The 15,493-nt window shown below is 68.3% G+C and carries 12 protein-coding genes; 9 read left to right on the forward strand and 3 right to left on the reverse strand.

Annotation, left to right across the window (positions count from 1 at the left end; genetic code table 11):
* The first annotated feature begins 3 nt into the window (after window positions 1-3).
* Window positions 4-699, forward strand: coding sequence for an urea ABC transporter ATP-binding subunit UrtE (gene urtE, locus BMZ25_RS13955; RefSeq protein ID WP_092694644.1), 696 nt, complete (start codon window positions 4-6; stop codon window positions 697-699).
* A 116-nt stretch (window positions 700-815) separates the two neighbouring features.
* Window positions 816-1,565, forward strand: coding sequence for a sulfite exporter TauE/SafE family protein (locus tag BMZ25_RS13960; protein WP_235859881.1), 750 nt, complete (start codon window positions 816-818; stop codon window positions 1,563-1,565).
* A gap of 18 nt (window positions 1,566-1,583) precedes the next feature.
* On the opposite strand, the gene BMZ25_RS13965 is transcribed toward BMZ25_RS13960, so the two are convergent.
* The 3 genes from BMZ25_RS13965 to BMZ25_RS13975 are packed head-to-tail and all read right to left on the reverse strand — an operon-like array spanning window position 1,584 to window position 6,340.
* Entirely contained in the window at window positions 1,584-4,664 is a 3,081-nt protein-coding gene (locus tag BMZ25_RS13965; protein WP_092694648.1) for an efflux RND transporter permease subunit, read from the reverse strand.
* 3 nt (window positions 4,665-4,667) lie between these two features.
* A complete protein-coding gene (locus tag BMZ25_RS13970) occupies window positions 4,668-5,744 on the reverse strand; it encodes an efflux RND transporter periplasmic adaptor subunit (RefSeq protein WP_092694650.1) in 1,077 nt (358 codons plus the stop codon).
* A complete protein-coding gene (locus tag BMZ25_RS13975) occupies window positions 5,741-6,340 on the reverse strand; it encodes a TetR/AcrR family transcriptional regulator (RefSeq protein ID WP_092694652.1) in 600 nt (199 codons plus the stop codon). The genes BMZ25_RS13970 and BMZ25_RS13975 overlap by 4 nt, the downstream gene beginning before the upstream one ends.
* Before the next feature lie 169 nt (window positions 6,341-6,509).
* Between BMZ25_RS13975 and BMZ25_RS13980 the strand changes: the two genes are divergently transcribed.
* The 7 genes from BMZ25_RS13980 to BMZ25_RS14010 all read left to right on the forward strand — a co-directional run bounded on the left by BMZ25_RS13980 (window position 6,510) and on the right by BMZ25_RS14010 (window position 15,424).
* On the forward strand, window positions 6,510-7,832 hold the full coding sequence (locus tag BMZ25_RS13980) for an aspartate aminotransferase family protein (RefSeq protein ID WP_092694654.1): 1,323 nt from the start codon (window positions 6,510-6,512) through the stop codon (window positions 7,830-7,832).
* A gap of 152 nt (window positions 7,833-7,984) precedes the next feature.
* Window positions 7,985-8,944 (forward strand): TAXI family TRAP transporter solute-binding subunit, encoded by a 960-nt coding sequence (locus BMZ25_RS13985; protein ID WP_092694656.1) that lies wholly within the window; start codon window positions 7,985-7,987, stop codon window positions 8,942-8,944.
* Between the two features lie 136 nt (window positions 8,945-9,080).
* A complete protein-coding gene (locus BMZ25_RS13990; protein WP_092694658.1) occupies window positions 9,081-11,825 on the forward strand; it encodes a TRAP transporter permease in 2,745 nt (914 codons plus the stop codon).
* Window positions 11,826-11,836: 11 nt separating this feature from the next.
* Complete coding sequence (locus tag BMZ25_RS13995) at window positions 11,837-12,259, forward strand: universal stress protein (protein ID WP_092694660.1); 423 nt, start codon at window positions 11,837-11,839, stop codon at window positions 12,257-12,259.
* An 87-nt stretch (window positions 12,260-12,346) separates the two neighbouring features.
* Window positions 12,347-13,213, forward strand: a complete 867-nt coding sequence (locus BMZ25_RS14000; protein ID WP_092694662.1) for a putative selenate ABC transporter substrate-binding protein — start codon at window positions 12,347-12,349, stop codon at window positions 13,211-13,213.
* Between the two features lie 5 nt (window positions 13,214-13,218).
* Complete coding sequence (locus BMZ25_RS14005; RefSeq protein ID WP_092694664.1) at window positions 13,219-13,896, forward strand: ATP-binding cassette domain-containing protein; 678 nt, start codon at window positions 13,219-13,221, stop codon at window positions 13,894-13,896.
* On the forward strand, window positions 13,886-15,424 hold the full coding sequence (locus BMZ25_RS14010; RefSeq protein ID WP_092694666.1) for a PhnE/PtxC family ABC transporter permease: 1,539 nt from the start codon (window positions 13,886-13,888) through the stop codon (window positions 15,422-15,424). The genes BMZ25_RS14005 and BMZ25_RS14010 overlap by 11 nt, the downstream gene beginning before the upstream one ends.
* Window positions 15,425-15,493: the final 69 nt, after the last annotated feature.

A 15,493-nucleotide genomic window follows, 5' to 3' on the forward strand; every position in this document is an offset into this window, starting at 1 on the left:
GCCATGCTGAACGTATCGAACCTCACTCTCCGCTATGGGCAGAGCCAGATCCTGCACGGGGTCGACCTGGTGGCCGAGGCCGGTCAGGTCACGGCCGTGATGGGCACCAATGGTGTCGGCAAGACCAGCCTGCTCAAGGCGATCGCCGGCCGCCATCCCTATGACGGGGGCACGATCCGGATGGACGGGTCCGAGCTGCGGCACGTCTCGGCCACGCGCGCGGCCAAGGCCGGGATCGCCTACGTGCCGCAGGGCCGTGAGATCTTCGCGCTGCTCTCGGTGATGGAGAACCTCGAAACCGGCTTTGCCTGCCTTCCTGCTGCCGAGCGCACGATCCCCGACCGCATCTTCGAGCTGTTCCCCGTGCTGTGGGAGATGAAGGACCGCCGCGGCGGCGACCTGTCCGGCGGCCAGCAGCAGCAGCTCGCCATCGCGCGGGCGCTGATCGCGCGGCCGCGGGTCCTGCTGCTCGACGAGCCGACCGAGGGCATCCAGCCTAACATCATCCAGCAGATCGGCGACGTGATCGAGACGCTGCGTGCCGAGGGCGAGATCGCGATCGTCCTGGTCGAGCAGTATTTCGACTTTGCCTGGCGGCTTGCGGACCGCTTCGTCGTGCTGACGCGTGGCGAGGTTCGGCTGAACCGGCCGAAGGAGACGACCGACCGGGCCGAATTGCTGTCCCAGGTTTCGATCTAGCCGCCGGCGCCCCCCCCGGCTGGTGCGCTGGGCCGTGATCCCTATGCTGCCGCTCGTCGTGGAACTGTGCAGCGGGGGCGCATGATCGGGGTTGGATGTCGAACGGAGCCGGCGGCGTGAGCCCGCTGGACCTCTTGCCGCCTGACGTGGGCGGGGCCGCCTTTGCGGTGATGCTGATGGTCAGCTTCGCGGGCTCGTTCATCACCATCGCCTTCGGGATCGGAGGCGGCGGGCTGGTGCTGGCGGTGCTCGCCTCGCTCCTGCCGCCCGCGGCGCTGATCCCGGTGCACGGCGCTGTGCAGTTCGGGTCGAACGTGACGCGGGCCGGACTGCTGCTGGGGCAGGTGTCTTGGCGGACGGTGCCTGGCTTCGCGGTGGGCGCGGTCGTCGGCGCGGCCCTGGGCGGTGTCGTCGTGGTGGACCTGCCGCCGGGGCTCGTCCAGGCCGGGGTGGGGGCGTTCCTGATCTGGACCATTGTCGCCCGGCCCCCCGCCTGGCTGACGCGCTGGCCCTGGCTGGCCGGGGGCGTGTCGACCTTCCTCACCATGTTCTTCGGGGCGACGGGGCTGTTCGTGGCGGGGTTCACCCGGTCGCTCGGGCTGCCGCGGCACGGATACGTCGCCACCCATGCGACGCTGATGACCCTTCAGCACGGGCTGAAGATCGCGATGTTCGGCCTGCTCGGCTTTGCCTTCGGCACCTGGGCGGCGCTGGCGCTGGCGCTGATCGCCGCCGGCTTCGCGGGCACGCTCTGCGGGCGGCTGGTGCTGAACCGGATCACCGACACGGCCTTTCGCCGCGTCCTTGACGTGATCCTGGTGCTGATCTCGCTCCGGCTGATCTGGGCGGGCCTCGTCGCCGGATAGCGCGGCCCGCCCTTTGCGTCACGCGGGCTGGGGCGTGCCCTGCTCGGCTGAGGCCGCCTTGTCCGCTTTCCGCGCCTTGGGGAAGAAGCTGTAGTACAGCACCGGCGCGGCGATCAGCGTGAGGACGGTGGCGAAGGCGAGGCCGCCCATGATCGTGACCGCCATCGACGCGAAGAACGCGTCGCCCAGCAGGGGGATCATGCCCAGGATGGTCGTCGCCGCCGCCAGGACCACGGGCCTGAGACGCGAGGTCGACGCCTCGACCACGGCGCGGGTGAAGGGCACACCGTCGGCGCGGGTCAGGTCGATCTCTTCCACGAGGACGATGCCGTTCTTGATCAGCATCCCCGACAGGCTGAGCAGGCCCAGCAGCGCCGTGAACGAGAAGGGCAGGCCGGTGCCCAGCAGGCCGATCGCGACCCCGTTCACCGACATCGGCACCAGCAGCCAAATGATCAGCGGTTGGCGCAGCCGCCCGAACAGGAAGATCGAGATCAGCACCATCACCAGCAGGCTGATGGGCAACTGGCGGCCGAGGCTTTCCTGCGCCTGGCTCGAATCCTCGTATTCGCCGCCCCATTCCATCGCGTAGCCCTCGGGCAACTCCATCGCCTCGATGGTGCCACGAACCTCGCTGAACACGTCCGCCGCGTTGGCGTCGCCGACCAGCCCCGCCTCGACCGTGATGGTGGGCAGCCGATTGCGCCGGCGCAGAAGGGTGTCCTGCACCTCGGTCTCGAAGCCGTCGACGATCTCTTCGAGGATGATAAAGCGCTGTGCCGGCTCGGAATAGACCACCTGGTCGATCAGGCGGGCCTCGCCGCCCTCTTCGCCCGCGTCGGTGCGCACCACGATCGGGATCAGGCGGTCGTCCTCGCGGTAGGTGCCCGCGCGCTCGCCGTCTGTGGCGATGCTGAGCGCCCGTGCGACGTCCTGGCGCGAGACGCCGGCGGTCTGGGCGCGCTCGTCGGCATAGATGGGCTTGAGCACAATCTCGCGCTCGCGCCAGTTGGTCCGCAGGTCCTGCACCCGGTCCGAGGCCTCGCGCAGACGGTCCTCGGCCTCTTCGGCCAGGCGGCGCAGCACGTCGGGATCGTTGCCCGAGAACCGCGCCGCGATGGGCGAGCCGCCGCCGGGCCCGAAGGCCAGCCTTTCGGTCCTGAACTCGCCGGAGACCAGCTCGGAGCGTCCGAACCGTTCGAGATCCGCCCTGAGGCCGGGGATTTCCTCGAGGTTGTGGGTCCGGATGATGAGGTGGCCGTAGGTCGGCAGGCTTTCCTCGGGCGCGTAGGTCAGCATGAAGCGTGTCGCGCCGCCGCCGACGAAGGTCGAGACCGATACGACCTCCTCTCGCTTGGACAGCCAGTCTTCGACCCGCGCCATCTCCGATGCCGTCTGTTTGATGTCGGTGCCCTGGGGCATCCGGTAATGGGCGTAGAACAGCGGCGTGTTGCTGTCGGGGAAGAACTGCTGCTCGACCTTGCCGAAGCCCCAGTAGCAGGCGACCGTCAGGCCGACGAGCGCCACGAGCACCAGCCAGCGCGCCTTCAGCGCGCCGCGCAGGACGGCGGCGTAGGTGCGGAAGATCGGCCCGCCATAGGTTTGCGCGTCGTCGCCGGTGCCGCGCTTGAACACGTAATGCGCCAAGAGCGGCGTTGCTGTGAGCGCCAGCACCCAGGACAGCAGGAGAGAGATGCCGATCACGGCGAAGAGCGAGAACAGGAACTCGCCGGTGGCGTCCGGCGACAGGCCGATCCCGGCAAAGGCCATGATGCCGATGACCGTCGCCCCCAACAGCGGGATTTGCGTCTTGCCGGCGACCTCCTGGGCCGAGTCCCGGGATGACTTGCCCCGGGACATCTCGATCTGCATGCCCTCGGCGACGACGATGGCGTTGTCGACCAGCATCCCCATAGCGATGATCAGCGCCCCGAGCGAGATGCGCTCCATCTCGATCGAGAAGACCGCCATGAAGAACACGGTGCCGACGACCGTGAGCAGCAGTGTTGTCCCTACCGCCACCGCCGAGCGCCAGCCCATGAAGAGCGCCAGCACCAGCACGACGATAGCCACCGACATCGCGAGGTTCTTGAGGAACGAGTTCGAGGCCTCCTCGACCACGAGGTGCTGCTGGTAGATCGGGTGCAGCTCGACACCGATGGGGATCTCGGACTGCAACTGGGCGAGCTTGTCGTCGACGGCGTGACCGATGTCGACGATGTTCAGGTTCGACAGGCCCGACACGCCCAGCGTGAACGCCTCCTCTCCGTCGAAGCGGATGATCTGCTGGGGATCCTCGGCGCGTCCGCGGGATACGGTGGCCAGGTCGGTCAGCTCGACGATCTCGCCGTTGACGCCGATCGTGAGGCTCGCGATCTCGTCCGTGGTGGTCGATCCGTCGGGCGCGTCGATGCGGATGTCCTGTCCGCGTCGGGTGACGCTGCCGGCCGCGACGACCTCGTTCGAGGTCTGGATGGCGTTGATTATGACCTGGGGCGACAGGCCGAGATTGGCGAGGATCGGCAGGTCGGGTTCGACGTAGATGCGCTCGTCTGGGAGCCCGGCGAGCGAGACGTCGGCCACGCCCTCGACCGCCAGCAGTTCACGTCGTAGGAAGCTGGCGATGCGGTGGGTCTCGGCGTCGGTGAAACCGGGTGTCGTGACGGCGAAGAAGATGCCGTAGACGTCGCCGAAGCTGTCGTTAACGATGGGAGCCCGCGCGCCAGACGGCAGTTCGGCCTGTGCCGTATCGTTGATCTGGTTGCGCAGCTTGTCCCAGATCTGCGGCAGTTCAGAGCCGTCGAACGTGTCCTCGATATGCACGTCGAGCCGCGACACGCCGGGCCGGTTGGACGAGGTGACGAAGTCGATCTCGTCCATCTCCTGCACCGCCGATTCCAGCGGCTCGGACACTTCGCGCGCGACCTGCGCGGCGGAGGCGCCGGGATATTGCGTGACGACGACGGCCTGCTTGATGGTAAACGACGGATCCTCAAGCCGGCCGATCACCGAGAACCCCCAGATGCCGCCCAAGAGGCAGCCGATCATCAGGATCCAGGTCAGCAGCGACTTGTCGATCGAGGCGCGCGCGATCTGCATGGTCTAGCCCTCCACGCCGGCATAGCGCCGGACGGTCTGTCCGTCGCGCAGCTGCGAGGCGCCCGCGACGACGATCGGCGTTCCCGCCTGCAGTCCCGAGACGACGCGGAAGCGGCCGTCATGGGTGGCCTCGACCTCGACCGTCTTGCGGCGGACGGTGCCGGTGTCGCCCTCGGCCGGCTCGAACACCATCACCGCCGGATCGCGGTCGGGGGTGAAGATCAGCGCGGTCTCGGGCACGAAGATCGGGCCGTCCATGCCGCTGTCCACGACCGCCTCGACCCGCGCCGAGGCGCCGGGCAGAAGCCAGTCCTCGGGTTCCTCGGTGAAGGCGAGGGTCAGGGTGTAGGTCTGCCCGACATCCGCCGTCTCGGCCTCGAACTCGCGGATTTCCAGCGGATAGGCGCCGGGCCCGCCGGGGAAGGTCGCGCTGAACTGCACGTTCGGTTCGTCCTGCACCCGCTGGAACAGCACCTCGGGCACCTCGATGTCGACCTGAAGCTCGGACATGTCGTGCAGCCGGACGACCGGCGTGCCGGCGCTGACGGTCGAGAACTTGGCTTCGAGCCGCCGCACGACGAGCGCGTCGAACGGGGCGTGCAGCGTCGCGTCCTCCAGCTGGTCGCGGGCCTCCTGAAGCTGTATCTCGGCCAGTTGCTCGGCCGTCCGGGCGTCTTCGATGTTCACCTCGGTCACCGTCTCGCGGCCCAGGTTCTCGAGCCGTTCCCGGTCGCCCCGCGCGTCGGCGAGTTCGACCTCGGCGCGTTCGACCGCAAGCTCGAAGGACTCGAGGTCGAGCTTGCCGACCAGCTCTCCTTCGTCGAGGAACCTGCCCTCGACCACCGGCAGCTCGACGATCTGGCCGCCGACCTGGAAGGCCAGGTTCACCGTCTCCTGGGCCGAGACACGGCCGAAGAACTGCCGGCGGAGCGTGCCGTCGCCGGGCTGGACGGTCTCGATCTTGGCCGGGCGCAGCGGTGCTTGCCCCGTTTCGTCCTGTCCGTCGCCGCTTTCCTGCGCGGAGAGCGGTGCGGCGAGGACGGCGCAGAACGCCAGGGCAGCAAGCAGGGTCTTGGTCATGGCGATGATCCTTCGTCAGGAAAGGCCGCGGGCAGGTTGGAGAATCCGCGCATGGCGAGCAGCGCGAACGAATTGGCGACGTCCTCGGCGTCGAGATCCTCGGCGTGGAACACCCAGAACCGCATCACGCCGAGCAGGGCGCCGGAGAAGAAGTAGACTTTGGTGCGCATCAGGGGCGTGGGCGGAAGATCCTCGCCGCCGCGCTCGAGCCGCATCAGCGTCTCGAAGAGGGTCGCGAACCGCGCCTGCAGGTCCAACCCCGAGCCCCCCGACAGGATCGTGCGAAGGCGCGGGTCGTCCCGGTCGATCCAGCGCAGGATGCTCGCCACATGGGCGGTGAACTTCGCCTCGACGTCGTCGCCGGTGGTGATGCAGCCCGAGGCCCGGCGCATCTCTTCGAGGTTGGCCAGGAAATCGTCGAGATACGCGCTGAGCATGTCCTGAAGCCCGGCGTAATTGGCGTAGAAGGTCTGCCGCGTCACCCCGGCCTGCCGGGACAGCCCCTCGATCGAGAGCTGGCAGAGGGGCTGCTCGCACAGCGCTTCTCTGAGGGCGTGCTGCAGCTTGTTGCGGGAGGTTTCGCGGCGCTTGTGCATGCGCGGCACCTAGAGAGCTGCTTTACGACTGTCAAGAAAATGACCTGTCGCGCGGTGTGCTTCTGCGAAGGGCGGGTCTGCGTTCTTGCGGCGGTGCCCGGATCCGCGGCAACGCCTCTTTCCCAGCCCGGGCGCGGACCATAGTGTTGTCGGGCCAAGAGAGGGTCCCATGAGCCACGTTTTTGCCCGCAACAGCCGCCGCTCACCGCCTCGCGCCGTGGGGGGCGAGGGCTGCTATCTGATCGACGAGAGCGGCAAGCGGTATCTCGACGGCTCCGGCGGGGCCGCCGTCTCGTGCCTCGGCCACGGCGATGCCGAGGTAATCGCGGCGGTGCAGGACCAGCTGTCGACGCTGGCCTTCGCCCATACCGGGTTCTTCACCTCGGAGCCGGCCGAGGCGCTGGCCGACCTGCTGGTGTCCAAGGCGCCCGAGGGGATCGACAAGGTCTATCTCGTCTCCGGCGGGTCCGAGGCGATGGAGGCCGCGCTGAAGCTTGCCCGGCAATACTGGGTCGAGAAGGGCGAGCCGCAGCGGGGCCGCGTAATCGCACGACGGCAGAGCTATCACGGCAACACGCTGGGCGCCCTGTCCACCGGCGGCAACGCGTGGCGCCGCAGGCAGTTCGCGCCGCTCCTTCTGGACGTGAGCCATATCGACCCCTGCTACGAATACCGCCATCGCGCCGACGGCGAGAGCGCCGAGGCGTACGGCGCGCGGGCGGCGCAGAAGCTGGAGGACGAGCTGCTGCGCGTCGGGCCCGAGACGGTCATGGCCTTCGTCGCCGAACCGGTCGTCGGTGCCACATCGGGCGCGGTCCCGCCGGCCCCCGGCTATTTCCGCCGGATCCGCGAGATCTGCGACCGCTACGGGATCCTGCTGATTCTCGACGAGGTCATGTGCGGCATGGGCCGGACCGGCACGCTGTTCGCCTGCGAGCAGGAGGGAATCGCGCCGGACATCTGCGCCGTGGCCAAGGGGCTTGGCGCCGGATACCAACCGATCGGCGCGATGCTGTGCAGCGCCGAGATCCATCAGGCCATCGCGGACGGGTCGGGCTTTTTCCAGCACGGACACACCTACATGGGGCATCCCACGGCCGCGGCTTGCGGGCTGGCGGTGCTGCGGGCCATCCTCGGCCGCGACCTGTTGCCGCGCGTCGTCCGGCAGGGCGAGACGCTGGATGCCGCGCTGCGGGACCGTTTCGGCCAGCATCCGCATGTCGGCGATATCCGGGGCAGGGGCCTGTTCCGCGGGCTCGAGATCGTGGCCGACCGCGATGACAAGGTGCCGTTCGACCCCTCCCGTGGCACGGCGGCGCGGATCAAGACGGCAGCGTTCGAGGCGGGTCTGATCTGCTATCCGATGAGCGGCACGATCGACGGGCGGCAGGGCGATCACGTCCTTCTGGCGCCACCATTCATCATCTCGGACGAGCAGATCGACGAGCTCGTCGAGAAACTCGCACAGGCGGTCGAGGCCGCTGTCACCTGAGACGCGGCGTTTGCCGGGATTTCAATAACTTGCAGGCAGATGCTGCAAGACGGTTGCGGCACTGCTCTTTGTAGGCAACCATACAATAACAAATCCGCGGTCATTCCGCCGGGACCACTCTGGCGCGGCCGCAATAACTAGGGAGATCGCACATGACTCTGCTCAAGACGACGGCACTTGCAGGCCTCATCGCCGTGACCGGCGGCGTTGCAAGCGCGCAGGAAGAGTTCATCACAATCGGCACCGGGGGCCAGACCGGCGTCTACTATGTCGTCGGCCAGTCGATCTGCCGTCTGGTGAACCGCAACCAGGAAGAACACGGCCTGCGCTGCACGGCGCCGTCGACCGGCGGCTCGGTCGCCAACATCAACGCGATCAAGGCCGGCGATCAGACCATGGGCGTCGCCCAGTCCGACCAGCAGTACTATGCCTATAACGGACAGCAGGCGTTCGATGAACCGTTCGAAGATCTGCGCGCGGTGTTCTCGGTCCACCCCGAGCCGTTCACCGTCGTCGCCCGTGCCGACAGCGGAATCGAGACCTTCGCCGACCTCGAAGGCAAGCGCGTCAACATCGGCAACCCCGGCTCCGGCCAGCGGGCGACGATGGACGTCGTGATGGAAGCCACCGGCATGACGACCGACGACTTCTCGCTCGTCTCCGAGCTGCAGGCGACCGAGCAGGCGCAGGCGATGTGCGACAACAAGATCGACGCCTTCGTTTACCAGGTCGGCCATCCGAACGGCTCGATCCAGGAAGCCTTCTCGTCGTGCGACGCGCAGTTCGTCGACGTCGAGGGCGACGCGATCTCCCAGCTGATCTCCGACAACCCGTTCTATGCCGAAGCTACGATCCCCGCGTCGCTGTACGAGGGCGTCGAGGAGGACACCACCACCTTCGGTGTGCGCGCGACCTTCGTGTCGTCCGCCGAGGTGCCGGAAGATACCGTCTACACCGTCGTCAGCGCGGTGTTCGACAACTTCGACCGGTTCAAGGGGCTGCATCCGGCCTTCGGTAACCTCGACCAGGAAGAGATGACCCAGTCGGGCCTCTCCGCGCCGCTGCATGCCGGTGCCGAGAAGTACTACAAGGAACAAGGCTGGATGGAGTGATCCGGCACGCGACCCTGCGCTCGCCGGGTCGCACCGACGACCGGCGGTTCCGCCACGGCGGGGCCGCCCAACTTCCGCGAGATCGACATAACGGACCGGGCCCCGAGGCCCGCGCGGATCAGCAGGGTGGCCAGCGATGAGTGATACGACCAACGGGTCCGATTCGAAGAAGTCCGGTCTCAACCAAGACGACCTCGACGCCCTCGTCGCTTCCAGCGATACCGGCGGCCGCAATCCCACCGGCCCCGCGGGCATGCTGATCCTGGCTGTCGCGCTGGCCTGGTCACTGTTCCAGCTTTGGATTTCCTCGCCGATCCCCTTCATGGTCGGCTTTGGCGTGTTCAACGACACCGAGGCCCGCTCGTTTCACCTGGCCTTCGCGCTGTTCCTGGCCTTCGCGGCCTATCCTTCGCAGCGCACGCCCGTCCAGCTGGTGCTGGGGCTGGGCGTTCCGATCCTGCTGACATTCCTGTTCTGGACGGCCTCGGGGCCGAATGTGCCCGGCTGGTGGATACCGCTCGTCGGCCTGGCCGTCGTCGCGGCGATCCTCGCCGGGTCGCCGCGGGATCACGTGGCGCCCTGGGAATGGGCTCTGGGGATCGTCGGCGCGGCGACGTCGCTGTATATCTTCTTCGCCTACGAGGGGATCGCCAATCGTGTCGGCGCCCCGATCACGCAGGACCTCGTCGTCGGCGTCGCAGGGCTGTTGATCCTGCTCGAGGCGACGCGCCGCGCGCTTGGCCCCGCGCTGATGATCGTCGCGACCGTGTTCCTCGCCTATACGTTCCTCGGCCCCTACATGCCGGGCATAATCAGCCATTCCGGCAAGTCGCTGTCGGTGGTGATGAACCACCAGTGGATCACCACGCAGGGCGTATTCGGCATCGCGCTGGGTGTCTCGACCTCGTTCGTGTTCCTGTTCGTGTTGTTCGGGTCGCTGCTCGATAAGGCGGGCGCGGGCAACTATTTCATCCAGGTGGCCTTCTCGCTGATGGGCCACATGCGCGGCGGCCCGGCCAAGGCGGCGGTCGTCAGTTCGGCGATGACGGGCCTGATCTCGGGCTCGTCCATCGCCAACGTCGTGACCACGGGCACCTTCACCATCCCGCTGATGAAGAAGGTCGGGTTCAACGCCGAAAAGGCCGGTGCGGTCGAGGTCGCCTCGTCGGTCAACGGGCAGATCATGCCGCCCGTCATGGGCGCCGCGGCCTTCCTGATGGTCGAGTATGTGGGCATCCCCTATTTCGACGTGGTCAAGCACGCCTTCCTGCCGGCGGTGATCTCGTACATCGCGCTGGTCTACATCGTGCATCTCGAGGCGATGAAGGCTGGGATGGAGGGCTTGCCGCGCCCGGTGGAGCCGAAGCCGTGGGTCGCGTGGCTTCTGAGCCTGGCCTTCACCATCGCCTGCATCTGCGCCCTGAGCTTTGCTGTCTACTACGGCATGGGCTGGATCCGCCCGACCTTCGGCGCCGCCTCGCCTTGGATCGTGTTCGCGATGCTCATCCTCGCGTATCTCGCCCTTCTCTGGATCGCGTCCAAGGAAGAGGTGCCGCAGCTGGCGGCGGACGAGCCCGTGACCGAGCTGCCCAAGCCGGGGCCGACGGTCCGCTCGGGGCTGCATTTCATCCTGCCGGTGGTGGTGCTGGTCTGGGCGCTGATGATCGACCGTCTGTCGCCGGGCCTGTCGGCGTTCTGGGCGGCGTCGTTCATGATCTTCATACTCGTCACCCAGCGGCCAATCCTGGCCGTGATGCGCGGGCAGGGGCGGCTCGGCGCGGCGGTGCGTCACGGCTTCGTCGACCTGCTCGAGGGCCTCGTGGCCGGGGCGCGGAACATGATCGGCATCGGCATCGCGACGGCGACCGCCGGCATCATCGTCGGCGCCGTCAGCCAGACCGGCGTGGGGTCGGCGCTGGCCGACGTGGTCGAGGTGCTGTCGGGCGGCAACATCTTGGCCATCCTGTTCCTGACGGCGATCCTGTCGCTGATCCTCGGGATGGGGCTGCCGACGACGGCGAACTACATCGTCGTCTCGGCGCTGCTGGCGCCCGTGATCGTCACACTGGGGCAACAGAACGGGCTGATCGTGCCGCTGATCGCGGTGCACCTGTTCGTGTTCTACTTCGGGATCATGGCCGACGTGACCCCGCCCGTGGGACTGGCGAGCTTCGCCGCCGCGGCGGTCTCGGGCGGCGATCCGATCCGCACCGGGGCGGTGGCGTTCTTCTACTCGCTGCGGACCGCGGCTCTGCCGTTCCTGTTCATCTTCAACACCGATCTGCTGCTGATCAACGTCGACTGGATACACGGCATATTCGTGTTCATCACCTCGACGATCGCGATGCTGCTCTTCGCGGCGGCGACGCAGGGGTGGTTCCTGACGCGCAACCGTATCTACGAGGGCGCCGCGCTGCTGCTCATCGCCTTCACTCTGTTCCGGCCGGGGTTCTGGATGGACATGGTCGCACCGCCCTTCGACACCGTGCCGCCCGCCCAGATTCAGGAGGCCGCGATGGAGCTGGCGCCCGGCGACGACCTGCGCCTGTCGATCGACGGCGTGAACGGCATCGGCGAGCCGATCTCCTTCGTCGCCCTCCTGCCCGTGGGCGAGGGCGAGACCGGCGAGGACCGGCTGTTCAATTCCGGCCTCGAACTGATCGAGAACGGCGACGAGGTCGTGATCGACAACGTGACCTTCGGCAGTCCGGCGGCCGAGGCCGGCTTCGACTGGGACCAGACGATCACCCAGGTCGAGGTGCCGGCCAACCCGCCGTCGAAATACTGGATGTTCATTCCCGCCGTGCTGCTGCTCGCGCTCGTCGTGTTCCTGCAACGGGCGCGGGGCGGCGCGGTCAGACCGCGCCAGGCGGCGGTCTGAGGAGAGTGGCGATGTTCAAGACGATCCTGCTGCCCATCGACGTCAACCACCCCGAGTCCTGGGACAAGGCACTGCCCATGGCGCGCCGGCTGCTGGCGCCCGACGGGACGCTGCACCTTCTGGGTATCGTGCACGACATCGGCTCGGCGATGGTCGCGGCGGCGCTGCCGCCGAACTTCGAGGAGATCTCGCTCAAGCACATGAAATCCGCGCTCGAGGATTTCCGGCTGGAGCATTGCGCCGACCTGAGCTGCGAGACGCATGTGGGCCATGGCCATGTGGCCGACACGATCGTGCGGGCCGCCGACAAGGCCGGCGCCGAGGTGATCGTCATGGCGTCGCATCCGCCCAGCGACCTGCGCACGCTTCTGGTCGGTTCGAACGCGGACCGCGTGGTGCGTCACGCGACCCTGCCCGTGATGGTCGTCCGCTAGGGCAGGGGCGGCGCGAACGCAGGCTGGCACTCCCGGCGCGGCTGTTCTATGGGGCGGGGACGCGGAATTCACGAAGGACCCCTCGCCATGCTCCGTCTTGCCCTTGCGTTCAGTATCGCGCTCGGACTGCCCGTCGCCGCCACCGCTCAGGACGCGCCGACGCTCTATTTCTCGGCGATCCCCGACGATGACGAGACCCGGCTGACCGAGCGCTTCGGCAAGATCGCCGACTACCTGTCGGACGAGCTGGGCATCCCGGTCGAATACATCCCGGTCAAGAGCTACGCCGCCGCCGTGACGGCCTTCCGCAACGACCAGATCCAGCTCGCCTGGTTCGGCGGGCTGTCGGGTGTGCAGGCGCGGCTTGCCGTGCCGGATTCGGTCGCCATCGCGCAGGGCGCCGAGGACGAGGAATTCGTCACCTACTTCATCGCCAACGACGAGACCGGCATTGAGCCGTCCGAGACCTTCCCCGAAGAGGCGTTGGCCGGCCTGCGCTTCACCTTCGGGGCGCAGACCTCGACCTCGGGCCGCCTGATGCCGGAATACTTCATCCGCGAAGAGACCGGGCAGGCACCGGACGAGCTGTTCTCGGATGTCGGGTTCTCGGGCGATCACAGCCAGACGCTGCGCCTCGTCGCCTCTGGCTCGTACCAGGTGGGCGCGCTGAACTACGCGATCTACGACAAGGCCACGGCCAACGAGACGTCCGAGAGCGACGCGACCACCGTGATCTGGCAGACTCCGCCCTATCCGGACTACAACTGGACGATCCGCGGCGACGTCGAAGAGCGCTGGGGCGAGGGCTTCGTCGGCGAGGTCCAGGAAGCGCTTGTCGGCATGGAGAACGAGGAGCTTCTGGCGTCGTTCCCCCGCAGCGCGTTCATCCCGGCGGACAACGCGCTCTACACCCCGATCGAGGAGACCGCGCGGGCCCTCGACCTGATCGAGTAACCGGCATGGACGGCGCCGCGCCGCTCGCGCGTTTCGCCGCCGAAGAGATCGGCTGGCCGGGCAGCCCCGTCCTGCGCGACGTCTCGCTGAGCCTGCGGACGGGCGAGCGCATCGTGATCCTCGGGCGCAGCGGCGCGGGCAAGTCGACGCTGCTTGGCGCCATCCGGCAGCGGTTGGAGGAGGCGGGGCAGACCGTGGCGCTGGTCCCACAGGAGCACGGGCTGGTCCCGCAACTGTCGGTGCACCACAACGTCTACATGGGGCGGCTCGACGCGCACGGCACGCTCTACAACCTCGCGAACCTGCTTTGGCCCTTCGCGCGGGAACGCGCCCGCACGGCACCCTGGATCGACACGGTGGGCCTGTCCGGGCTGGAGCGTCGCGCGGTCGAGACCCTGTCGGGCGGGCAACGGCAGCGCACCGCGCTGGCCCGCGCGCTGTTCCGGGGCGGCGAGGTGCTGCTCGCGGACGAGCCGGTCAGCGCCGTCGATCCCGCCCAGGGCGCCGGGCTGCTGGACGCGCTCGGCGCGCGGTTCCCGACACTGGTGCTGGCGCTGCACGACCGGGACGCCGCCCTGCGCGTGGCGACGCGCATCATCGGATTGCGCGAGGGGCGGGTGATGCTGGACGCAGCGCCCGATGCGCTGGGGCCGGACGATCTCGCGATGCTCTATGCGGCCTGAGACGATCGGTGCGCACGTGACGCGCAAGCACGTCCTCGTGGGCTTTGCCGCCCTGACGCTGCTGGCGCTGGCGCTGGCCGACATCCGCCTGCTGGCCACGCAGCCGTGGGAGACGCTGGCACAGATGGGCCGGGGGCTGATCCGCCCGGACTTTGCCGAGCCCGTCGCCATGGCGCGCGCCGCCGGCATCACGGTGGCCTTCGCGCTCTGCGGTGTGTTCCTCGGCGCCGCGACCGGCCTGTTGCTGGCGCCGTTCTATCACCGGCGGCTGGTGCGCCATCTCTGCATCGCCGTCCGCGCCGTGCACGAGCTGTTCTGGGCGCTGCTGCTGTTACAGGTGACCGGCCTGTCGCCGGCGACCGGCGTGCTGGCCATCGCGCTGCCCTATGCGGGCATCTTCGCCAAGGTGTTCGCCGAGACGATGGACGAGGTCGATCCCACGCCGTTGTCTGCGCTGCCGGCGCGAACGGGGACGGTGTCGGCGCTGCTCTTTGGCCGGCTGCCCCAGGCCCGGCGGGACATGCTGTCATACACGCTCTACCGGATCGAGTGCGGGCTGCGCTCGGCGGCCGTTCTGGGCTTCATCGGGCTGCCGACGCTGGGCTTCCTGCTGGAGGGGTATTTCCTGCAGGGCACCTATGGCGCGGCGGCGGCGGTGTTCTTCGTCTATCTCGCCCTGATCCTGCCGCTGCGGATTTGGATGCGCTGGCCGCTCGCGCCGGTCTACCTCGTGGCGTCGCTGTGGATGCTTGGGCAGATCCGGACCCCGCCGATGGGCGACGGTGTGCTCTGGCGCTTCTTCACGCAGGACATCGTGCCCGCGCCGCTGCGCGACGGGGGCTGGCTGGCGCCGGCCGGCTGGACCGAGTTCGCCGGGTGGTTCGCCAGCTTGGGGTGGGAGCAGATCCTGCCCGGCATCGCGGTGACGCTGGTCCTGTCGCAGCTGGCGCTGGCGCTTGCCGCCGGGTCCGCGCTGATCGGCTTCCCGCTGCTTGTCCGCCGGGTCGCGGGGCGCGGTGGGGCGATGCTGGGGCACCTCGCACTGGTGCTGTCGCGGTCGGTGCCGGACTACATGCTGGCCTTCGTGCTGTTGCAGGTGACCGGGCCGTCGATGCTGCCGGCGATCCTGGCGCTGGGGGTGCATAACGGGGCGATCATCGCGCACCTGATGGGGCGGCGCTCGGAACTGCTGAGCCGCAGCCTGCGGGACGATGCGCCGCGGGGCCTGACCCTGTGGGGCTACGAACTCGTTCCCCGGCAATTCGGCGTCTTTCTCGCCCTGTGCCTGTATCGCTGGGAGATCATCGTGCGGGACAGCGCGATCTTCGGGCTGATCGGCGTCGCGACGCTGGGCTTTCACGTGGACGCGGCGATCCAGCAGTTGCGCATCGACCGGGCGCTGGTGCTGCTTCTGGCGATGGGCGGCCTGACCCTGCTGATCGACACCGTGTCCGAGCGTCTGCGCAAGGCGCTGCGACTGGCCGCCGTGCCCGAGACGACGCCGCGCGGCGCCGTGGCCGCCCGGTGACAGCCGATGATGCGACATGACACCCGCGTGACCGCGCGGTGACTTGAGCCCGGCCATGCTATATTCCGT

The sequence above is a fragment of the Tranquillimonas rosea genome (genome assembly GCF_900111315.1).
In the GTDB taxonomy this organism is placed as follows: domain Bacteria; phylum Pseudomonadota; class Alphaproteobacteria; order Rhodobacterales; family Rhodobacteraceae; genus Tranquillimonas; species Tranquillimonas rosea.